The sequence below is a fragment of the Microcoleus sp. B3-D2 genome (assembly GCF_036705345.1).
GTDB lineage: Bacteria > Cyanobacteriota > Cyanobacteriia > Cyanobacteriales > Microcoleaceae > Microcoleus.
Window position 1 is genome coordinate 6,467 of record NZ_JAUBUG010000040.1, and the last position, 21,918, is coordinate 28,384.

General features: G+C 44.3%; 17 protein-coding genes. 8 read left to right on the plus strand and 9 right to left on the minus strand.

The window, feature by feature from the left end; translation table 11 throughout:
• The 4 genes from QUB14_RS16265 to QUB14_RS16280 all read right to left on the minus strand — a co-directional run.
• A partial coding sequence (locus QUB14_RS16265) for a tetratricopeptide repeat protein (protein WP_333297249.1) occupies positions 1 to 1,383 on the minus strand: 1,383 nt, incomplete at its 3' end.
• Entirely contained in the window at positions 1,376 to 5,470 is a 4,095-nt protein-coding gene (locus tag QUB14_RS16270; RefSeq protein ID WP_333218097.1) for a tetratricopeptide repeat protein, read from the minus strand. The genes QUB14_RS16265 and QUB14_RS16270, both read right to left, overlap by 8 nt.
• A gap of 24 nt (positions 5,471 to 5,494) precedes the next feature.
• Complete coding sequence (locus QUB14_RS16275; RefSeq protein ID WP_333218095.1) at positions 5,495 to 8,299, minus strand: tetratricopeptide repeat protein; 2,805 nt, start codon at positions 8,297 to 8,299, stop codon at positions 5,495 to 5,497.
• 277 nt (positions 8,300 to 8,576) lie between these two features.
• Positions 8,577 to 9,434, minus strand: coding sequence for a calcium-binding protein (locus QUB14_RS16280; protein ID WP_333218093.1), 858 nt, complete (start codon positions 9,432 to 9,434; stop codon positions 8,577 to 8,579).
• A gap of 541 nt (positions 9,435 to 9,975) precedes the next feature.
• Here QUB14_RS16280 and QUB14_RS16285 point away from each other — a divergent pair.
• Together QUB14_RS16285 and QUB14_RS16290 are read left to right on the plus strand one after the other, a co-directional pair.
• Complete coding sequence (locus tag QUB14_RS16285; RefSeq protein ID WP_333218091.1) at positions 9,976 to 10,224, plus strand: hypothetical protein; 249 nt, start codon at positions 9,976 to 9,978, stop codon at positions 10,222 to 10,224.
• Positions 10,225 to 10,300: 76 nt separating this feature from the next.
• Positions 10,301 to 10,606, plus strand: coding sequence for a transposase (locus QUB14_RS16290; RefSeq protein WP_190660910.1), 306 nt, complete (start codon positions 10,301 to 10,303; stop codon positions 10,604 to 10,606).
• A gap of 178 nt (positions 10,607 to 10,784) precedes the next feature.
• Here the strand turns inward: QUB14_RS16290 and QUB14_RS16295 are convergent, their stop codons facing one another.
• On the minus strand, positions 10,785 to 10,964 hold the full coding sequence (locus QUB14_RS16295; protein ID WP_190660908.1) for a hypothetical protein: 180 nt from the start codon (positions 10,962 to 10,964) through the stop codon (positions 10,785 to 10,787).
• Between the two features lie 1,633 nt (positions 10,965 to 12,597).
• On the opposite strand from QUB14_RS16295, the gene QUB14_RS16300 reads away from it, so the two are divergent.
• On the plus strand, positions 12,598 to 12,795 hold the full coding sequence (locus QUB14_RS16300; protein WP_242724634.1) for a hypothetical protein: 198 nt from the start codon (positions 12,598 to 12,600) through the stop codon (positions 12,793 to 12,795).
• Between the two features lie 751 nt (positions 12,796 to 13,546).
• Positions 13,547 to 13,747: a hypothetical protein gene (locus QUB14_RS16305; protein ID WP_039886773.1), complete on the plus strand. Its 201-nt coding sequence runs from the start codon at positions 13,547 to 13,549 to the stop codon at positions 13,745 to 13,747.
• Positions 13,748 to 14,074: 327 nt separating this feature from the next.
• On the opposite strand, the gene QUB14_RS16310 is transcribed toward QUB14_RS16305, so the two are convergent.
• Positions 14,075 to 14,824 carry a pentapeptide repeat-containing protein gene (locus QUB14_RS16310; protein ID WP_333218089.1) on the minus strand — a complete coding sequence of 250 codons (750 nt, stop codon included), beginning with the start codon at positions 14,822 to 14,824 and terminating at the stop codon, positions 14,075 to 14,077.
• Between the two features lie 54 nt (positions 14,825 to 14,878).
• Here QUB14_RS16310 and QUB14_RS16315 point away from each other — a divergent pair, with 54 nt between their 5' ends.
• Positions 14,879 to 15,391 carry a phosphoribosyltransferase family protein gene (locus tag QUB14_RS16315; RefSeq protein WP_333218088.1) on the plus strand — a complete coding sequence of 171 codons (513 nt, stop codon included), beginning with the start codon at positions 14,879 to 14,881 and terminating at the stop codon, positions 15,389 to 15,391.
• Positions 15,392 to 15,621: 230 nt separating this feature from the next.
• Here QUB14_RS16315 and dxr read toward each other — a convergent pair whose 3' ends face one another.
• Positions 15,622 to 16,812: a 1-deoxy-D-xylulose-5-phosphate reductoisomerase gene (dxr, locus tag QUB14_RS16320; RefSeq protein WP_333218086.1), complete on the minus strand. Its 1,191-nt coding sequence runs from the start codon at positions 16,810 to 16,812 to the stop codon at positions 15,622 to 15,624.
• A gap of 127 nt (positions 16,813 to 16,939) precedes the next feature.
• Here dxr and QUB14_RS16325 point away from each other — a divergent pair, with 127 nt between their 5' ends.
• A complete protein-coding gene (locus QUB14_RS16325) occupies positions 16,940 to 18,523 on the plus strand; it encodes a DUF2079 domain-containing protein (RefSeq protein WP_333218084.1) in 1,584 nt (527 codons plus the stop codon).
• Positions 18,524 to 18,532: 9 nt separating this feature from the next.
• Positions 18,533 to 19,969 carry a DUF2079 domain-containing protein gene (locus QUB14_RS16330; RefSeq protein WP_333218082.1) on the plus strand — a complete coding sequence of 479 codons (1,437 nt, stop codon included), beginning with the start codon at positions 18,533 to 18,535 and terminating at the stop codon, positions 19,967 to 19,969.
• A 187-nt stretch (positions 19,970 to 20,156) separates the two neighbouring features.
• Here QUB14_RS16330 and QUB14_RS16335 read toward each other — a convergent pair whose 3' ends face one another.
• Together QUB14_RS16335 and QUB14_RS16340 are read right to left on the minus strand one after the other, a co-directional pair.
• The gene (locus tag QUB14_RS16335) at positions 20,157 to 20,507 is read right to left on the minus strand and encodes a hypothetical protein (RefSeq protein WP_333218080.1); all 351 of its coding nucleotides are present in this window, start codon (positions 20,505 to 20,507) and stop codon (positions 20,157 to 20,159) included.
• Positions 20,508 to 20,647: 140 nt separating this feature from the next.
• Complete coding sequence (locus tag QUB14_RS16340; RefSeq protein WP_333218079.1) at positions 20,648 to 21,136, minus strand: hypothetical protein; 489 nt, start codon at positions 21,134 to 21,136, stop codon at positions 20,648 to 20,650.
• A 390-nt stretch (positions 21,137 to 21,526) separates the two neighbouring features.
• On the opposite strand from QUB14_RS16340, the gene QUB14_RS16345 reads away from it, so the two are divergent.
• Positions 21,527 to 21,889 carry a ferredoxin-thioredoxin reductase catalytic domain-containing protein gene (locus QUB14_RS16345; RefSeq protein ID WP_194012549.1) on the plus strand — a complete coding sequence of 121 codons (363 nt, stop codon included), beginning with the start codon at positions 21,527 to 21,529 and terminating at the stop codon, positions 21,887 to 21,889.
• Positions 21,890 to 21,918: the final 29 nt, after the last annotated feature.

Here is a 21,918-nt window from a genome sequence, read left to right on the forward strand (position 1 = left end):
CATCTTGCCTGTATCTGATTGTGGAACAGGCATCTTGCCTGTATCTGATTGTGGAACAGGCATCTTGCCTGTATCTGCTTGTGGAACAGGCATCTTGCCTGTATCTGATTGTGGAACAGGCATCTTGCCTGTATCTGATTGTGGAACAGGCATCTTGCCTGTATCTGCTTGTGGAACAGGCATCTTGCCTGTATCTGATTGTGGAACAGGCATCTTGCCTGTATCTGATTGTGGAACAGGCATCTTGCCTGTATCTGATTGTGGAACAGGCATCTTGCCTGTATCTGATTGTGGAACAGGCATCTTGCCTGTATCTGATTGTGGAACAGGCATCTTGCCTGTTCTCTTACTGATAAGAGAGGCAAAACTTTGTTTATAACTGACTGTTCGATAAAAATCAATCGCCTCGGCAATTTTACCTTGCCTCGTCAAAACTTCCCCCAAATTCAGATAAGGCCAAAAAGCCTCCGGTTTAGCTGCAACAACTTCGCGGAATAAGTTCTCAACTTCATATAACTTGTTTTGCCTAACCAAAACTTCCCACAAATTGTAATAAAACCACCAAGGAAGATCGGGATTTATTTCTATTGCTTGGAAAAATGCCGCCGCCGCTTCATCCCAATATTTTTGGTGGCTCAAAACAGCACCTAAATTGTAATAAGACCAGCAATCATCGGGTTTTTGCGCGACTGTTGCGCGAGATGAGGCTAATGCGCTATTGCACTTTTCTTGCTGCTGCAACAACTCCTCTAATTTCGCTGAAACATTACCAGGATTCGGCATATTTGTCAATATAAAATTGTAAATAATAATTGCGCTTTTTGGGCGATCGTACTTGGCTAAATTCTTTCCTAACTGCAAATAAAAATCCCAATTTTCCGGTGTAATTTGCAATTGAGATTGTTCTAATACTAAGTTTAAATCCGAGTCTGTTTGTCCCAGAGCATATCCCAACTTCTCGTAAATTCCCGGCAAATCTCTGTCAATTTCAACAGCTTTTAAATACGTGGTGATAGCTTCATCCCACTGTTTTAGTTTAGTTAAAGCGTCGCCAAAATTGCAAAAAGACCAAGAAAAATCCGAGTTGAGAGCAATCTCGCAGCGGTAAGCAGCAGCAGCCTCTTCCCATCGCTGAAGTTTCAGCAAAGCATCGCCCAAATTGTGATAAGACCAAGAAAAATCGGGATTTAACTCAACCGCTTTTTTGTAAGCAGCGACAGCTTCCTCCCATTTTTCAAGTTTCAGCAAAACATCGCCCAAACTGTGATAAGACCACGAAAAATTGGGATTGCATTCAATAGCTTTTTTGTAAGCAGCAACAGCCTCATCAAACCGACCGCTTTCTTGCAGGGAATTCCCCACATTGTGGTAGTCATTATCCATGCAAAACTCCTGCAATAGTCAGTAATTTTTCCAGCGAGTTCAAATCCACCCGCATATCTTTATGTCCCAGATATTTCTGAGTTGGGTCATCCACCAAATCGCCCAGTAAATAGTAATGTTCCAAACCGCACAAATTGCTAATCATCCAATAACAATGCGGAACGTAAAGGGGAGAAAAAATCTCAATTACCTTGGTTCCCGGACTGCAAAAAACTAGATTTGTCAACCCCCCTCCGTGGGGTGCGACAACTACTTTAGCAGCAGCCAAACACGATGCTTGTTCCGCTACCGACATCGTTTCCAATTTGACACTGCGAAACCCAAATTTTTCTACTAAGTATTTAATTACCTCTTCATCGTTGACGAGTCGCCGATAGGATGCTTGTTGACGGGTGATATAAATTCGCTCTGAATAGTCTGTGTTTAGTGGCTGTTGTTCATTTAAAAATGTCTGTTTGAGATATTCACACTTCCATTTAGAAACCGCGCCCGCTCCGTCATAAGATATTGACGGGACTATTAATTTATCGGCGGTAATGTGTAAATTACAGCGACTTTCTAAAAGTTTATCTTGAGGAATTCCTAAAGTCTCTAAAGTTTCTGCTTGATAGGAAGAATCCGAGGCATTGACAACAAACTTATCTATAGTTTCTATGAATCCGCTCCGCTGCAAAAGGTCAAATCGCGTCATCACATCAAACATCCAATGAAAATAAGCTGCTCCACCCCAGCGAGCCGATAAAAAAGCTACATTTCCATCGACGTGTTCAGCGGGAGGCAATTTGTCGGAAGTAATTACCAATTCCGCACAACCCATTGAAATATCAGCAACAAGTTTATTGTCTGAAGTAATCACGGCGGTAGTCACAACATCTGCCCAAGCTCGTCCGTTTGGCAATACGGCAACAAAAGCTTTTCTGGAATGACTTTGATGTTCCCAAAATCTGCGGCTGCTGTCGATTGTTTTGGACTCAGATAAATTGATTTGACTCGCAGGATGGATGTCAATGCAGGTGAGGTTAGGATTTGATTCTGGTGCAACGGTCAAATCTTCTGTAAACCCACAGTATTTTTTGAGAACACTTAAGGGTAATATTTGATTGCTGCATTTTTCCCGATCGCTCTCATCGGCTTCTCCTTGTTGTTCCAGAGCATAACCTATCTTATCGTAAACTTCAAACAAATCGGGTTTAATTTGCAGGGCTTGAACTAAATTAGTGATTGCAGGTTCCCACTGCTGTTTGGCCATTAAACTCAAACCCAATCCTTCGTAACACCAACAGGATTTTGGATCGAAATTGATGCCTTTTTCATAAATGGCGATCGCCTTTTCTAATTCCCCTTGCTTCCGCAGTGCATCACCCAACTTTTTGTACAGCCAACTATGATCAGATTCTAGCTCAATAGCACGATCAAAAGCCCCTGCTGCTTCGGGCCAATTTTCTTGTAATTCCAGAAGTTCCCCCAAACTATTGTACAGCCAACAATCATTGGGGTTTAATTCAATAGCTTTGCGGTAAGCCACCGTCGCTTCTTCCCAATTTTCTAGTGCAACTAAAGCCCTACCTAATCTCTCGTAAGACCAACAAAAATCGGGATTGAGTTCAACTAACTTGCGGTAAGCAACAGCAGCTTCCTCCAACTCAGAAAGCTCCATCAGCACCTCGCCTAAATTGTTGTAAGTCCAACAAAAATCGGGATTTAACTCAATAGCTTTGCGGTAAGCAGCAGCGGCTTCGCCGTGTTCATCCATCGCCTGCAAAGTTTCTCCCAAAAATTGGTAAGACCAACTAAAATTAGGGTTGAGTGCGATCGCTCGTTGGTAAGCTGCCCTAGCTTCGTCAAATAGTTCTTTTTTTTGCAAACTTTTACCCAGCTTGTGGTAAGTTAAGTAGTTCCCCGACTTAATTTTAATAGCTGTTTGATACCGGGCGGTCGCCTCATCCAAATAACCGGCATTTGCTGCAATATCCCCCAACTTTTCCCAACCTAGAGACACCAGAGTTTGCTCTTCGCCCAAACTTTGATTGCCGATTTTTTTGACAATCAGTTGATAGCCTTTGTGTACAACTTCTAACTGACTTCCAAACATCTCCAAAAAAACATCTATCCCAATTTTAGTATCTTGCTCCGGGCTGTCGGGAAACGTAAATTCGTAATCGTCAAAAATCATCAATCCCCCAACTTTCACCAACCTCCAAGATAAAATCGCATCTTGCAGAGCACTGGTAGGTTTGTGACAGCCGTCTATGTAAGCAACATCATAATATTCCGAAGCCAAATTCACTAACAAATCTTGAGAGTAACCTTCTAATTCAATTACCCGATCTGCTGCTCCCGTTTTAACAATATTGCCCTTAAAATGTTGTTGGAAATACAAATCAATACAAGTAATCTTTGCCGTCGGATGAGTTAAAATATTATCCAGCAGCCAGCAAGCCGACATTCCCTGAAAACTGCCGATTTCCACAACTTGAAAATCCGCAATTCCGGTAAATTCCTGCAAATGCCGTTTCCAAATAGGAATATTGTGGGTAAACCAATCTTGGGTAAATTGATAATCTTTCGCCGCACACTCAGGCCAACCCCTCAATTCGCTGGCTTTTTGGTGGCAAATAATTGCTTCTTCTAATTCCCCTAATTGCGGTAAAATATTTCCTAAATCGTTGTAAGGCTGAGAATTCCTCGGAGCGATTTCTATTTGGTGGCGGTAAGTGGCAATTTGTGCGTACAACTCCTGTTGTTTTGCCCGAACATCTTTGAGTTGGGCGACAACTTCCGCAGCATTGGGTTCAATTTGCAGTGCCATGCTATAAAATACGATCGCACCTTCCAACAGCTTTTGTTTCGCTAAAATATTGCCTAAATTTATATAAAACTCTGCTCCATCTAACTCAATTCCCAGCAATTTGTGGTAAATTTTCCCGCTTGCAAGTACCTCGATACCTTGACAATAAGTTGCGATTGTGCTGTCTAAACCCGATGCGCTGCGCTTCCGCAAAACATATCCCAATTTCTGATTGATTCCCATCAAATTCGGCTCAATCTGAACCGCGTGCAGGTAAGCGCTAACAGCTTCATCCCAGAATTTTTCGCAGGTGCAGGCAATTCCCAAATTGACATAAAACCACGGAATATTGGGATTTATTGCAATAGCTTTGCGGTAGCAACTAATAGCTTCGGGCCACAGTTGTTTTTGAGCCAAAGCGTCCCCTAAACAATTGTATCCCCAGTAGGAATTATCATTAATTTCAAGAGCCTGACGGTAACATTTAATGGCTTCATCCAACTCGCGCTTCTGCACCAAAACATTACCTAAACCCACGTAAGCACGAGCATAATTTGGATTGAGTTCGATGCTTTTGCGGTAACAGGCGATCGCCCGATCGAATTCTCCTCGCTCCGCCCAAGTTTTACCCAAACTGTGGTAAGATTCAAACGAATTTGGATTAATGGCAATGGCTTGTCGGTAATTCGCGATCGCCTCATCCCACCGCTTCTGGCCAATCAGCATTTCCCCCAAATTGTGATAAGCTGTTGCTAGCTTTGGATTTAACTTAATTGCCCGCGAATAACACTCCATAGCGCGATCGAACTTTCCCAATTCAACCAAACTATTTCCCAGAGTCACCTGCTCCTCAGCCGTTGCCCAATTCGGCTCGATATTAAAAGCTTGATACCAACAGTCTGCCGCCTCTTCTCGCTTCTCTAACTGCGTCCAAATTTTCGCCAACTGCCGATAAACAGCAGCAAAATTCGGCGCTAGCGAAATTGCTTTTTCACAATTGGCGATCGCCTTTTCCCACTGTTTTTCTTGAGAATACAAACTGCCGAGGTTAGCATAAGCTTCCGGCAAATTTGGATTGCGATCGATCGCCCTTTCATACCAATGCTTAGCTTGCTCGATTTCACCTCGAACCTGCATCACCTTTCCCAGCGTCTGACAAGCTGCCGCCAAATTCGGTTCAATTTTCAACGCTGACTCGCAAGCAGCAACTGCCTCATTTAACCTTCCATCGGCTAAATAAACTTCTGCTTGCCGACTCAAATCAACCGCTGCCTTTTCCATCTTCTCAATCGAGGGCATAATTAAACTTTCTCCAGACACCAACTAACTCAAACCCACCACCTCAACCATCTTTTTCAGCGAACTCAAGTTCACTAAAATATCCTCAGTCAGCGAATTCTGATACATCAACTGTCTAATAGGATAGCATTCAAAAGCCTCGCCCGTTAAAAAGTAATGTTCCAACTGCAAATATTGACTGATTCCCCAGTAATAATGGCTGATATAGTGAGGCGACACCAACTCAATTACTTTAGTTCCCTGGCGACAAAAAATTGTATTTGTCAAGCCGCTGCCGTGGGCTGCAACTATTACCTCAGCGTGGTAAAAATGAGCAATTTGCTCTGCCAAAGACAGGGACTCAGGTAAAATTGAAACAAAGCCAAAGTTCTCCAAAACCTCAACCACATCTTCCTCGTTCAAAACTCGTCGGTATCTTGCTTTGCTGCGGCTGATATAAATGCGTTTTGGATAGCTCGAACTAGGTATAATTCCCTTGAGAAACTCGCGCCTCAAAAAATCCATCGCCCACCCAGAAGGCCAGCCCAAATATCCCGCAAAAGACGGCACAATTAACTCTGTTGCTTGTATGTGAGGCAAGCGATCGCTCTCCAAGACTTTTTCTTCAGGAATGCCCAAAATTCTCAGACTTTCCCGCTGAAATTGGTGCTGACAACTATTCACCAAAAACCAATCAATTTCCGCCAAATCCCTACCGCTGTGCCGCAGCAATTCTATTCTCGGCAAAACGTCAACCATCCAGTGAAAATAGACATTTCCCGACAAACCAGAAAGCACCGCCACGCTACCATCAATTTGCTTTAAAGCTGGAAAGGATTCTAACTGAAAAACGCTGTGTTTCCTCACATCATGCTTTTCGCATCCAGGTAAAAACCCCGGATAATCTCTCGACACATCAGCCAACAAATAATTGTCAGGAGTAATTACAGCGATCGCCTTGCAAATCAGCCAATAATTTTCCTGGGGAACAATCCAAACTCGCCCGTTGGGAATTGCCGCCACAAAAGTCTTGGGCGACTGCACAGGTATCGGTTGCGAGTTGGACAAACGGCAAACTCCCCAACCCAAATGCACTGGATCGAACCACTTAGAAAGTCGCTGCAAACACAGCCCGCAAGTTAAACCGGCACACTCGGAATTTGCCAATTTGGAATTGGATATCGCAAATTGGGAATTCGGAATATTTCCTGCGCTTGCTTTTGGTGGAGATTTCCAAAATATTTCCACATAATTATCAGCATCCAAATTAGTATGAACCAGCCAATCCCAACTCGATAAATAAATACCCTGAGGAGGTTTTAGAGAATTGTGAGCGGGCGAGATAAAACTCTCTTTTTTCCACTGTTTCTGCTCCCCATACCCGTGCAATTGCAGATCTAAAACCTTTTGATAATAATCAATCGCCCGTTCCCAGCGCCCCTGTTTTTCCAGCAGTTTTGCCAACTCAAAATAAACCTGCGGTAAAGCAGGTTGAATCGTCACAGCCATGCGGTAAACTGCAATTGCTGCACTGAACCGCTTTTGCTGGGCTAAGGAATTTCCCAGCAGCCAGTATATCTCTGCATTCTGTGGCTGAATTTGCAAAGCTTTTTGATAATAAGCGGCGGCAGATTCGTGTCCGCCGTACTCTGTTAAAGCATTTCCCAAATGCAAGTAAATTTCGGCTAAATTATCGCAAATTTCAGCAATTGGTAATTGGGCATTGGGCATTGGGCATTGGGCATTGGGCATTGGGCATTGGGCATTGGGAATAGTTTCTTTTTCTTCCTTCTTCCCTCTTCCTTCTTCCTTCTTCCTTCCCATCAATGCTGTGAGAAATCGATCGCACGCAGCGATCGCCCTTGACAATTCATCATCTTCTACCGCCGCAACTCGGCGCCTGTCTCCTAAGCGGCAGTAAGCTTCAACAAAATCAGGCTTCAGAGCTATTGCCCGCTCAAAATAAGGCATGGCTTCAGCAATTTTGCCCAAAACCATCAAAGAAAACCCGGCGTCTGTATAGCCGGAAATATAGTCGGAATTTATCTCGAGCGCGCGATCGAAACAAGCAACCGCCGCCGAATGTTCCCCCTGTAATTGCCACGCTTTCCCCAAATTGTAGTGAGCCAAAACCATGTCCGGCTCCAACTCAATAGCTGTGAGGTAAGATGCGATCGCCCTTTCCGGGCTTTTGTCCAGCAAGGCTTGGCCCAAATTATTGTGCAGCGTCGCCCAATCCGGCTTAATCTCCATCGCCCGCTCGTAAAGCTCGATCGCCTCAGCAGCCCGATCGTCCTTGAGCAAAATCGCACCCAGATTGCTGTAAGCTTCCACGTAATCCGGCTTCAGAGCAATCACCTGTCGGTAGGTATCCATTGCCGCTTCGAGCTGACTATTTTCATCTAAAACCACAGCCAGATTGTAGAAAGCATCGAGATAATCCGGTTTTTTGGCGATCGCATTTTGGTAACAGTCGATCGCCCCCAACAAATTACCCTGCTTGTGAAAAATATTTCCCAAGTTATAATGAACTTCCGCCCAATCAGGTTTCAAATCCAGAGCTTGTCGGTAGTGAAAAACCGCCTCATCCAGCCACGAATAGTCGCTGTAAAGTTGACCCAAATAAGCATGAGCCAGAACAAACTGCGGCGAAATCTCCAAAGCTTGCACAAAAGCGTCTCTTGCCGCCGTCGGATCGCCTTGAGCTTCGAGGATTTGGCCTAAAGTCGTGTAAGCCGAGGGCGAAAACGGTTGAAGTTCGATCGCCTTTTTGCAAAACTCGATCGCCTCAGTTAACTTCCCCCGGTTCAAATAAATTTGGGCTTGCCGGATATATTCTTCAGTGCTCATTGCTAGCCAGCAGTTGCGGTTTCTTTACCGCTTCAGAAAAACCTAGAAATTCTAATTTAAAAACTTTGTATTTATATTTTGCCCGATCGGGCGATCGATTAATTTTATCAATAACTGTCGCTCTATTTTTTTTTACTGCCTCTGCTTCTGTTCCTGCATTGAATATTTCAACCTCACCCCGCTTGTAGCAGAGTGAGGTTGAAATCCTTTAAAACTATCGGCTTTGTGAGAACAGCCCCGAATCTTATCCGGTGCTGCCCCACAACAGCCAGTTGTTTTAGAACAACTCGAAGTTGTTCGAGGTAATCGTCAGGCCAGGCTGCAACTGAGCCACAGTTAGCACTCCGTTGGTGCCGTTGAAGAACAACGTACCGCTTGTTGGGTCGTAGACTAACTTGTTGCTCGTGGCTGTTCCTGGAGTAGATGCGTTGAAATTAGAAACGACGACAAACTCGCTTGCCTCGAAGCTGCTGCCCAAACCAGCGAACACACCGCCCTGCTTCAAGCGGATCTTATCTTCACCTGGGGTAAAGTCAGTGATCGTATCTACGCCATAATCGCCACCGCTGGAGAAGAAGTAGAACGTATCGCTGCCAGCACCGCCGGTCAGGACATCAGCGGCTCTGTCGCCAGAGATAAAGTCAGCGCCATCGCCGCCATTGACAGTATCGTTGTCTTTACCGCCGAACAGGCTGTCGTTGCCGCTGCCGCCGCCGACAACATCATTGCCTTGGCCACCAAAGACTGTATCGTTGCCACCTCCACCGAGTACGGTGTCGTTGCCTCTGTCGCCAGAAATCAAGTCATTGCCCTCGCCGCCGTCTACGAGGTCATCACCTTTACCAGCAAAGATGAAGTCATCGCCGGTGCCGCCAGCGACCACATCGGCGCCGCTGCCTGAAAGGATGGTATCGTTGCCGTCGCCGCCGCCGACACTGTCATTGCCGCCGCCGGTAATAATCAGGTCGTTGCCACCGCCACCAGCGACCACATCGTTGGCCCCAAAAGTCAGGATGATATCGTTGCCTGCGCTGCCGTTCAACCTGCTGTCGGCTTGGGTGCCGATAATGTTTGCGCCACCGCCAGGTAGAGTTACTGAACTTACTGGTTGTGTTGGATTCGTTACCTGTGTCATTTACACTCCTCCTAAAAGATCAATCATTTTTCTACAATACACTTTTCCCTCCAAAGGGATTCAATAAATGAAACCGGACATCGGTTGAGACCCTAATTGACCCGGCTGCTATAAGCTGTCATGTAATTTAAATTGTCAGCAGCGAGCCTCGGAGCGCGAGTTGAATCCTGTATTCGTTGAGCAGCAAATCTCGGTTGTTTCCTGCTTTTGACTCTCGACTCCACCACTGCCTCCTCTAACACGAAAATATTCCACTTAAACGTTTGCGAGTTTACCATAATGACCGTCGGTGTGGCTAGTCATTATTAAAACAATAGCCGGAAGATACACAGAGACCATTTTTAATGGGAGTATGCTCTCAAGATTGAGAACTTGCACCGGGCCCTTGGCACTGTCGATCGCCGGATAGTTCGATCGCCCGCAATGGGGCTGGAACTGAGCTGCGATTTCTTTTGAGTACACTATAGTTGACCTGACTTTTGATTTTTGCTAATAGTTCCCCAGAAATCAAAATTTTTTAGCTGGCTTTCAAAGCAAGCCCGTGCACGCTGGAGGTCGCATTCAATCAAAAGTGCCTCCCAACACAGTCCCGGACGGGCTTTTTAGCCTCCTCACCTTGATGTTTCCAGCCAAATCCCTGACGCTCAACGCAGGATTTTGGCTAAAAAACCCTGTTTTGCAACCACAATCCCTCATTTCAACCATGAGCCACATCCATCCGGACAATCAGACAATGCAGCGCTCGTCTTTTGGTGAAGTTGGGATGAACGGTGGGCCGGTAGATTTGTGACGATACTGTCACTAGATTTTAGATTTTAGATTTAGTCCAGAGATGAATTTGGGAACTGGAACTAGGATATAAAATTTTGGGCGGCTGGCGAATCCTGCCCCAGTTATGGGTTGGCGCAATTGTAGTTATGAATAATTTACCTGTTGATAATGCTGAAGCCATCAGTTTTTTGATGGCATCTATCGGAGCCCAGGTAAAATTCTTACCTCCATACTCGCCGGATTTATCTCCGATAGACTTGTATTGGGCCAAAATCAAAGCGATTTTCCGTTCTGAAGTATATCCACCTTCAAATGTTCTTGATGAAGCGATTACTAAAGCTATTAATGCTTTTACTGATGAAAATGCTTGGCCATCGTTTCATCACTCTGGTATCTTTTGAGAACTAATTAAATAGTTAAGTTTTGTGGTACATTCGATGGCTAATACCTGTGAGTGAAAATTTTATTTTTCCAAGAAAAATCCTGAGTGTTGTTAAATTTGAGCTGAGCATTAAAGATTAGCAAATTTCCAGAAATTTGGTTCGGCATTTATTCAGAGAAAATCTCTAAAATTTATTCCTAGCGGTGTGCTTTTAGTTGCGCTGGTGACACGTTGGAATTACTCTGGCTGTCGTACTTGTAGATGTGAGCGTCACTCTCGAAAATATAATTGATGGAAGTAGCGGCATAGTAGCTCAGCGCTAGCAGCGACAATAGATTAAGAACTCTATAAATTGGTTTCTCAGATACTTCGTTCATTTTGACTCCTACTTTTTATGCAAATAACGAATTTGGATACCGTGACGGCACTTTTTTTTAGAAGTTCCCAAACATCTCGCACCTCTAAAAATTTAGCTGGCTCGCGTTATACACTCCTGATGCCCGATCGCCTAAAATAAGGCGTACTTGAGATTTGAAACAGTTTTTGTTGCCTATTTCATGTTGCAGTCTCTGCCTTGAATTGTCTATCTAACTGCGGTAAGAGTTAGGCAATTTGGGTATAAACGAACTCTACAATTTTCTGTTTAGAGCTGCTACGATTTGAAGAGAAGGCTCTGGAAAAGGTTACATACCAAAGAGCGTAGCTGTTTTTCAACGCCTAGCCAGGATTTTCCCACATTCGATTAATGGTACGCCGTGGCCGGAAGTAATAAAAATTCTTATGTTGGTCAGCGGCCGGCGAAAATATGTCTGAAGTTATATTTTTGCCAGGAACAAGCCCTGTTACACTACATATTAATTTTGAGCTTGGTTGAGGTTGTCGAGAATTTTTGAGTAAAAAAATGTTGCTGTCGCTGTCCGACAATTTGCGTCTGACAATTTTGACTGAGCCCCACCCTTAAATCACGATGTGACAGAAGAAAAGTAGGCATCAGTCGATTGGAGACTTCGGCGTGAGAGGTTCGGCTAGCGCTCAGTGAATCTCGCTGAGTTGAACGATTGGAGATTTGAGATTTATTCCACAGATGAATCTGAGAGCTTGAACAAGATCCCCTAAAATTTTGGGCTGCTGCCGACTCCTGTCGGAAACTTGTATCCGTTTTCGGGCGGGGTCAAAAAGCCGAAGGCAGAATTTGAGCTCGGTAAAAAAATACTGTTTTAGGATTCAGAGTTTTTATTGAATTCTACCTTCTAGCTGCATTTTTACACTGAAACCAGCTCATTTACTCGCTGCCAGAAGCGATGCCTGCCGAATAATTTAGGACGAGATAACCAACTATGTTGAAGCCAGTTACTTCCACAATTTATTATAATTCTTGATCGCATTGAGCTGTTTTTACAACAGACTTTTGGCTGGTAATTTGCAAAAGGGATAGGGGCACAACAACAGGCCAAAACAGAGGTCCCATTATTAAGGCTATCCAAGATATCACGTCTTTTTTAGATGTGGCTGTATCATTCCAAAAACTTTTGAACCAAACAAGAAAAACGATTAAGGCAATCAAAAAGTAGCTAATCATTATCATTTTTTTACCTGCCTGCCTATAGATGAGATAGAAGTATTTATAATTATTGTATCTCAGGCCGTGGCTCGCAGCTCGCAACTTTATGCCCTGAGCTGCAAGCTCCAAGTGTCTAAAACCCAAAGTTTCACAGCTCTCCGAGTCCAGAGCCTGCGATGTAGAGCGGACTTACTCCCGCTGCGCGGCGGTCTTGGGAACTCAAAGCCTTGATTTCAGGGCTTTTCGAGGTTTTGTCAAACCTTGAGGCTACCACCCCAATCATAGCTTATGCGATCGAGGTCTTTGGTTTTCTGTGATTTAACTCACGTATAGTCGCAGACTTCGGTCACAAATCGAGCCAAGAAAGATCACACAGCTTACCCGACTGCAATCACCCTACTCTTTTCTCACATGTTCGATATTATAATAGTCGAGTTCAACGAGATTTCATGCAAGCTCTGACTTTAAAATCTGATCGCGCGATCGCTGAACTGTTCTATCAAGTCACTCATTCAGGCAATCTGACTCGTACTCAAAGCCACGGACTGCGCGAACTCTGCCAAAGCGCTCTCAGCGAAGACGCCAGAGATGCAGTCAACCGCCTGCTGCACGCCATCCGCCGCGGATGGGTCAGGATTTCCGATTAGTTCCCTCACACAAGAAGTTGAGATGAGTATTTCTACTTTCTCTCCTGTCAAGCTTTGCCAACAATAAGATTTTCGTGAGTAGGTCGCTCCATTAACCCTCTCCAAAAAAAATTGTACTGCGATCGAAAAGCTCGACCCGGTTTCTTGAAGAAGCCGGGATTTTTGATTTGAAGCAGTCAGTCGATTTTAGATTTTAGATTTTAGATTTTAGATTTTAGATTTTAGATTTTAGATTTTAGATTTTAGATTTTAGATTTTAGATTGACTTCACAGATGAATCTGGGAGCTTGAACTAGGGCCTAAAATTTGGGGCTGCAGGGGACTCCTATCGAAAACTTGTATCTGTCTTTGGGCGGATAATTAAGTATATACACGGAAACAAGAACACACCAAGAAACTAGGTAAATGTAGGTAAAAGCCGGCTTCTAAACACGCTAAAAGTTTTACGTTGAATTAAGCCGAGCGATTTCGCTAGCAGTCATTAGTAATCTCTTAATAGATAAATATTAATTTATTTGTCACCGTTTCTTAACCAAAAGTAGAGATGTGGGGGTTGCCAGAAGCGAGGAATCGGGACGGGGTTTGTGTTTCAAGTAGCAGGGCTATCGAGGAAATATCCGATACCCTAGTTCGGCTGACACAAATCACTCATCAAGAGCCAATCGATCACATTTACTTCCGTAGTTGAATCACATAAATTTTGGAAAAATTAGTCAATACTGTCAAAAGCGAGTTCAAAAAAAAACACATGATGACAACCCAAACGCTTTTACCTCAATTTACTATTGCAGAGCTAGTCTTTCAGGTATATCACTCCGGTCTGCTGACTCCCACTCACCGACAACAGCTCCAGACAGCGCTCTTAAATGACTGTCTTACCGAAGAAGATCAAATAGCCATCAACCGCTTGCTCCACGCCGTTCGCCGGGGCTGGCTGAAGGTTGTAGATTAAATTATCGCCAATTTTTTTTGCCACTCTCTTTAAATGAACTGTCAGTCAATTTTGGATTTTAGACCTCCGCAAGCGCTCAGTCGAACCGTGGAGTCCCGGTCACTCTAGCAATTTGAGATTTTAGATTTACTCCACAGATGAATCTGGGAGCTTGAACAACACTCTAAAATTTTTGCCTCTCCACAACAGGAGTCCGGGGCTTCTCTCGATTTTTGGGCGGATGAGATTAACGCAGAATTAAATCCCCTTAAAAAAATCAGGCATTAGCCTAAATGTAGGGTGCGCCACAAGCACCCTGCGGTTTTAACTTCTATTTTCTCAGCTTATTTAGTCAGAGATTGTGCCGTCAGGCATCATGGCCTCTCTCAGATTCGCTTCATTCAAATTTGTCCCGCGCAAAGAAGCTTGATGTAAGTTTGCTCCCCGGAGATTTGCTCCCTTAAGGGAAACTCCGCTCAAATCTGCTTGATGGAGATTTGCACAGCTCAAGTTAGCTCCGCTCAAATCGGCTCCCTTCAAATCAGCTTTTTCCAGATTTGCTTCCGTCAAATTTGCCCAGCTCAAATTTGCTTGAGTTAAGTTAGCATGGCTGAGGTCAGCTTGTGTTAAGTTCGCATCGGTTAAATTGGCTTTGCTGAGGTTGATTCCGCAAAGCTTCACTTCTGTCAAGTTTGCACCTTGCAAGTTAGCGTTAACTGCATAAACTTGAATCAAAATTGCCCCCTGAAGGTTTGCATCTCTCATGTCTGCACCCCTGAGACTCGCCCCCGTTAAATCGGCCCCGCTGAACACGACACTTCGCAAGATGGCTCCGCTCAAGTTCGCTCCCACCGCCTCGCATTCGCCAAAATTAGCGGACATGAGGTTGGCTTGGGAGAGGTTGGCTTGGCTGATATCTGCTTGATACAGATTAGCTCTGTAGAGGGTGAGGCCGATCGAATTTGCACCTTTTAAATTAGCGTGACTCAGGTCAATATCGCGCAAGTTTGTCCTTGACATATTGACCCCGGCCAGGTCTACTTTGTGAAAAACCCGTTCTCCGGCTGCATAGCGTCTGAGAAGTTCCTCTGCATCCATGTCATTTTCCCCAAAATATTTAATAATACCTTTGATATTTCAATAATATTAGGAATGAGCGACCTTTACGTTTCTTGGCCTGAGTACCATCGGAAAATTGAGGATTTGGCTGTAAAAATTGAGGAATCTCAGTGGAAATTCGATCGAATTGTCTGTCTGGCGAGGGGAGGGCTGCGCGTTGGGGATACTCTGTCGCGGATTTTCGACAAACCTCTGGCGATTTTAGCGGCCTCGTCCTATGGTGGGACCGAGGGAAATGTCCGGGGTGCGATCGAGTTTGCCCGCGATTTGACAATGGTGGGCGATAATTTGGGGAGCCACATTCTCTTGATTGACGATTTGGTGGATTCGGGAATTAGTTTAGATCAAAGTATCGCTTGGCTGAAGAGTCGCTACGGCGAGGATATTCAGGAAATTCGGACTGCTGTACTCTGGTACAAGGCTTGTTCTGTTGCAAAGCCGGATTATTATGTAGATTATTTGGCTGACAATCCTTGGATTCACCAACCTTTTGAAATGTACGAAAAGATGAGTGCGGCTGATTTGGCGGCGAAAGTTGGGAGTTAGTCTATAAAAGGCTAAAATCAGGTCAATTTTTTATAGGGTTTTGGCGATATCTTGCACTTTTTGGCATAGTCCGCCAGGGGTTAAAAACCCCTGTCTCATAGCTAAAGTCCTCTGAAAGAGGACTGGATATTTATCAAGGTTGGGCAGTCGGTTTCAACCGACTTTAGCTATGAGACGGGGAATTAATTCACTCCTAGGGCTTGTGGGTAAGTGCAAGTCTGCTGATACAATTACCGAACCGAAAGAATACGATCGCCCAATTCCATACTATCTGCCAAAACTTCCTGTCGCGCCCACCGATCCGCCGCCAAAATATCGTCTAAACCTGGACTTTCACAGTTATCGGCTTGATGTTTGTCGCACGCCTTCTCAATCAACTTCGGAATATCTAAAAACTGAATCTTCTCCTCCAAAAATAGCGCTACCGCCTGTTCGTTTGCCGCATTCAGCACCGCAGGCATTGAACCGCCCGCACGTCCCGCCGCATAAGCCAACTGCATACAAGGATACTTTTCGTGGTCGGGTTCTCGGAAAGTCAAATCGCCAGCTTTTACCAAATCCAGCCGTTCCCAATCTGTATGAATGCGCTCCGGCCAAGACAAAGCGTAAAGCAGCGGCAAGCGCATATCCGGCCATCCCAATTGCGCCAAAACCGAGGTATCTTGCAGCTCAATTAACGAGTGAATTATGCTCTGAGGATGGATGACAATATCAATGTCGTCATAATCCATTCCGAACAAGTAATGAGCCTCAATTACTTCTAATCCTTTATTCATCAAAGTAGCAGAATCGATCGTGATTTTCTGCCCCATCGACCAATTCGGATGTTTCAAAGCATCGGCTACTGTTACTGCGGCTAATTTGTCGATCGGCAAATCTCGAAAAGAACCCCCCGAAGCCGTGAGAATAATTCGCCGCAGCCCGCCAACCATAACACCTTGCAGGCATTGAAAAATTGCTGAATGTTCCGAGTCAGCCGGCAATATTTTAACGCCGTATTTTTCGATTAAGGGGTTGACAACCGGGCCCCCTGCTATTAATGTTTCTTTATTGGCTAAGGCGATATCTTTGCCTGCTTTGATAGCCGCAATTGTTGGCAGCAAACCGGCGCAGCCAACTATGCCGGTGACGACGGCTTGAGCGTCACCGTATTGGGCAACTTCGACAACGCCTGACTCGCCAGCAAGTAAAATAGGTTGAGGGTCAATGTCTGCGATCGCCTCCTTCAATTCCTGTAATTGATCTTCGTCGCAAATCGCGACAATTTCCGGTCGAAACTGGCGAATTTGCTGTGCCAGCAACGTTACATTTCGTCCGGCGGTTAACCCGACAATCCGAAATTGATCGGGGTATTGAGCTACAATATCCAGAGTCTGAGTGCCGATGGAGCCTGTGGAGCCGAGAAGAGTTATTGCTTTCACAATTGTTTAATGTTTTGTGGGTTATTCTAATATTACGATTGCGGGGATAAAAATTAGTGGTTAACTATTGCGTGGAAAGCACATTCGATGGAATCATATTTTGAGTGACCACCTAGTGCCAGATTTCATGCAGAATAGGGAAAATTTTGCTGATTCCAGTGAGGACATCAGTGTCTCGATCGCCGAAAATATAGAGGAAGGTCGATCGCAGCTACCGTCGAGTTTGGTTTGGGCGATCGCTGCTGCTGCTGCAATTTTCTTTGTGTGTAGCAGTTTACGGCACGCTTTATTCCAATCAACTGCTTTCGATTTGGGAATTTTTGACCAAGCAATTTACTTGATCAGCCAAAACCAAACGCCTTTTTCTTCTTTAATGGGGATTCATATTTTGGGCGATCACGCAGCGGTAATCTATTATCCGCTAGCTTGGCTGTACAAAATTTCCCCGGATGTGCATTGGCTGCTGTTGGTACAAGCAGTTGCATTATCCCTGGGCGCTTGGCCTACGTGGAGTTTAGCGCGTTTGGCAGGTTTGAATCAAGAACAATCCCGTGCGATCGCATTGATTTATTTGCTCTATCCGGTAGTATTTAACATCAATTTATTTGATTTTCACCCGGAAGTAATCGCTTTACCCGCACTTTTGGCAGCAATTTTGGCGGCGCGTTTAAATAAAATTGTGTGGTTTTGTACCGCTATTGTGTTAGTTCTCAGTTGCAAGGCTGTTTTGTCCCTAACCGTTGTCGCTATGGGTTTCTGGCTGTTTTTTTGCGAAAAAAAGCAACGGTACGGGGCGATCGCACTTTTGCTAGGTGCAGCTTGGTTTTTGATAGCTTCCCAGAAAATCATCCCCTTCTTTAGTGGCAGCGAAGTCGCTGGAGTCGGGCGCTACAGCTATTTAGGCAAATCCGTACTAGAAATCATCATCAATCTCATCTTAAAACCACAGTTAGTATTAGGAAAAATCCTTTGCTTCGATACATTCAAATATTTATTTCTCCTCACCTTACCTGTGATTTGGCTGCTATTGCCATTTTCCGGCAAACTACGCCTACAATATCTAACAGCGCTAATTCCTGCCATCCCTACCCTGCTCATCAATATCCTCTCTGACTTGTCATTTCAACGCAGCTTAGCCTATCAGTATTCAGTGCCTGTAATTCCCTTTTTATTTTTAGCAGTAATCGCGAAGGAAGAAACAAGGAACAGGGAAGAAATAAAAGGCAACCAGGAAGAGGATAAAGCAAATAAGCAACAGTTTTTAACATGGGTCAATCGGCCACAATTTAAAAACTTCCGAATTTCTCAACTTTGGCAGGGAATTCAATTGCCGAGAATCATGATAATTTGGTCATTACTAATTTTCCTAGGTGTGGGCGAATATAAAGATTTTTATCTGTACCTAAATAGACTAGATACCTGGCAAGCTACACGCGAAGCAGTCGCACAAGTTCAACCCCAAAGCAGTATTTTAACAGATAATAGACTTGCCCCTCACTTTGCCCACCGCCCCATAGTAAAATTGCTGTCACAAATTTCGCCCCAAACAAATTTAGCTGAATTTCAATACATATTATTAAACCTGCGCCATCCCTGGCCTGATACTGAAAAACTTGGTGCTACTTTAGCAAATAAACTTAAAACTTCTCCAGATTTTAAATTAACTTATCAAAAAAACGAAGTCCTGCTATTTAAACGAAGGGCTGATTAAACCAATAAAATGCTAACTTTCAAATCCCTAAAATCTCATCCAGTATTTTTAATGATTGTCGTGACAACGATAGTCTTATTTGCCGCTAGCAGCGCGCGGCACGCTTTGTTTCATTCAACTGCATTCGACTTAGCAATTTTTGACCAAGCAATTTATTTAATCTCCCAAAATCAAACGCCATTTTCCTCTTTTATGGCAATAAATATTTGGGGCGATCATGCCGCTTTTATTTTCTATCCACTAGCTTTACTTTACAAAATATATCCAGATGTTCACTGGCTTTTTTTAGTGCAAGCTGTTTCCCTAGCTTTAGGCGCTTGGCCGAGTTGGAGTTTGGCACGTCAAGCCGGATTAAATAATAGCATATCTTGGGCGATCGCCTGTATTTACCTCCTCTATCCATTAGTATTTAATGTCAATCTCTTCGACTTCCACCCAGAAGTCATTGCTTTACCAGCACTGCTAGCAGCAATCTTAGCCGCGAGACTGAATAAAACCTTGTGGTTTTGTGCTGCTATTGTATTAGTTTTGAGCTGCAAAGCCGTGCTATCTTTAACTGTGGCTGCGATGGGTTTGTGGCTGTTGTGTTTTGACAAAAAACGCAATTGTGGACTCATAGCTCTCTTTCTAGGCGCGGGTTGGTTCCTGGTAGTTACTCAGGCAGTTATACCGTATTTTAATCAGGGAAGAGAACACGCGGGAATCGGGCGATATCAATATTTGGGAAACTCGGTTTTTGAAATTGCTATTAATTTAATAGTGAAACCAAATATAGTTTTAGGGCGTTTGTTTTCTTTAGAAACTTTTGAATATTTAGCGTTATTGCTATTACCAGTAATTTGGTGGCTGTCCCCGCGTCATCTGTCATCTTTAATTAGTGCTGTGCCGATGTTGGCGATGAATATTCTTTCGGATATCCCCGCTCAGCGGGATTTAATTCATCAATATTCTGTGCCGATATTGCCGTTTTTGTTGGTTGCCGTAATTTCCAGTTTAGCAGCTAGCAATCAGCAAAAGGGAAAGACAATATTTGATAGATTGCCAATTCGTAATTATCCATTGCCTAGAGTCATTGTAATTTGGTCGTTGATTGCTTTCTTAGCTTTAGCGAAATACGGCTATTTTTGGACTATTTATTTAAATGGCCTCGACACTTTGCCCGCTACCAAAGAGGCAATTTCTCTTGTTGAAACCAAAGGCAGTGTTTTAACAAATGCTCAGATTGCTCCGCACTTAGCGCACCGCCCTGTAGTAAGATTAACTCAGGCTAACGCGCCGCATGCAAATCTCGCAGAATTTGATTATGTATTGTTGAACCTCAGATATCCTGGCTGGATGAGCGATCGAGATTTTGTTAATAACTTAGTAACTCAACTAAAAAACAACCCTCAATTTCAACTCAAATATCAGCGAGACGACATATATCTATTTACTAAGAGTCAGTAGTCATTAGTCAGCAGTCATTAGTCAGTAGTCAGTAGTCAGTAGTCAGTAGTCAGTAGTCAACAGTCAACAGTCAACAGTCAACAGTCAACAGTCAACAGTCAACAGTCAACAGTCAACAGTCAACAGTCAACAAATTCGCGCTAATCCTCAACTTTCAAAGCCCTTCTTGCCAACTTCACGTAAGTTTTCACAGTTTCATAAGGCATTGCCAAATCAGCAGCAATATCAAACAAAGATTTCCCCGATTCTCTGCGCGCCAAAATCGTCCCCCAAGTTTCAGCAATCTCAGCAGCGCGACTTCCGCCTGTACGCTTTCTGTGGCCATAAACTTCTGTATCAATTCATCTATTCGCGCCGCCAATACGCTTTGTATCGACACTTCCGGTAGCGCTTCTGTCAACCATTGTGCTCGCGTTTGCCCCAATCCAAAAGTTGTTTTGTGGCCAGTGCCGCAGTAAGGCGCTAACCGCCCCAAAGCATAAAATAATTGTACAAAATCAGGGCGATTGTGAGCCGATCGCCCTAGCCCAAATTCCACAGCCCAGTGAATCCCCTTGCCATGCCTTTTTTGCCCGCAGCTACCTTTTGTGACCCCAATTTGTGGCTGCTAATAATTGCATTTTCATCAATCCAATTCAAAAATTCTGCTTGGTCAAAATTTACCCCCGAAAAGTTATTTCAGCCGTGCAAATAGCTGTGAAAAACATTTTTGGGAACTGGCAAAGGGAAGTGAGGGTCTTTGCTCCGAAAGCTTGTAGGAGTCACAAAACTAAGTTTGAGGGTTGGCGAAAAGGGGGGTTCTGCTGTTAATAATTGCTGGTAAGTTGTGGGAGCAAAAGCAATATCCCAGGAGCGAATTAGCAGGGGAGAATTTCGCAAATCTATCTCTTCGGGCAAATTTTGCAGCCACTGACTCAGCCACTGCACTACTGGCTTTGAAAGTCCTGTTAGGTACCAGCGATAAATTCGATCGCCCAAAAGCTGAAATTCTTTGCCACCGGGGAGCAAATTACCTTCCAATCCCGAAATAGTAAAGGCTTTTTCTGACTGTTCATCGTGCAAAAGTTGCGATAAATCCGGGTCAGTTTGGTGTACTTGACCTAAAAACCAAGCGTGCAAACCTATAGCATAGTGCGCGTACAGATAGCTAGCAGCGCGGGGAGTCAATTTCTACCACTAATCCGACTAACTCGGTGTCAGCCGGCCAAATCAGCCGAGAGGGAGGAGATTTTCGATCGCGGTTCGGGGCAGTTACCATCAGATGCCACTAACAGGGACAGCGCTGTGCTATCTTATCCGATTTTTATCCCCTTTGGGGGATGATTGTTGAGGGCGAGGATCGCCCAAATCTTTTGGCTGCTTCAAAAACCGGGTCTGCAGCCAGTTTCCCGCACCCTCCGGGATAGACAAAAACCCCTAAAAAACCGACAACCTAAAGCTCAATCTTTGTCAAGGTTTTCCTCCTTGTAAGTAAACAGAAATATACAAGTGTTTAAAATCACATTCTGCGCTACAATTGTCAAAAGCTCGTAGCATCCTCAACTCCGATCCTCAACTATGAACACAACAGAAAAATCTAAACTCTCCAACGAAAAAACTTTGGAGGCGATGAAGAATTTCTCCGAAACCTACGCCAAGCGTACGGGAACATACTTTTGTTCCGAGCCTTCCGTCACTGCTGTCGTGATAGAAGGACTAGCAAAACACAAGGATGAACTAGGTGCGCCCTTATGCCCTTGTCGCCATTACGAAGATAAAGAAGCCGAAGTAAAAGCCGCCTACTGGAACTGTCCCTGCATTCCCATGCGCGAGCGCAAAGAGTGTCACTGTATGTTATTTCTGACGCCTGATAACGATTTCGCTGGAACTAATCAGGAAATTGGAATGGATCAGATTCAAGCTGTCAGAGAGACTATGTAATCGGTTAAGTAGGCGGTCGTGAAATGGCA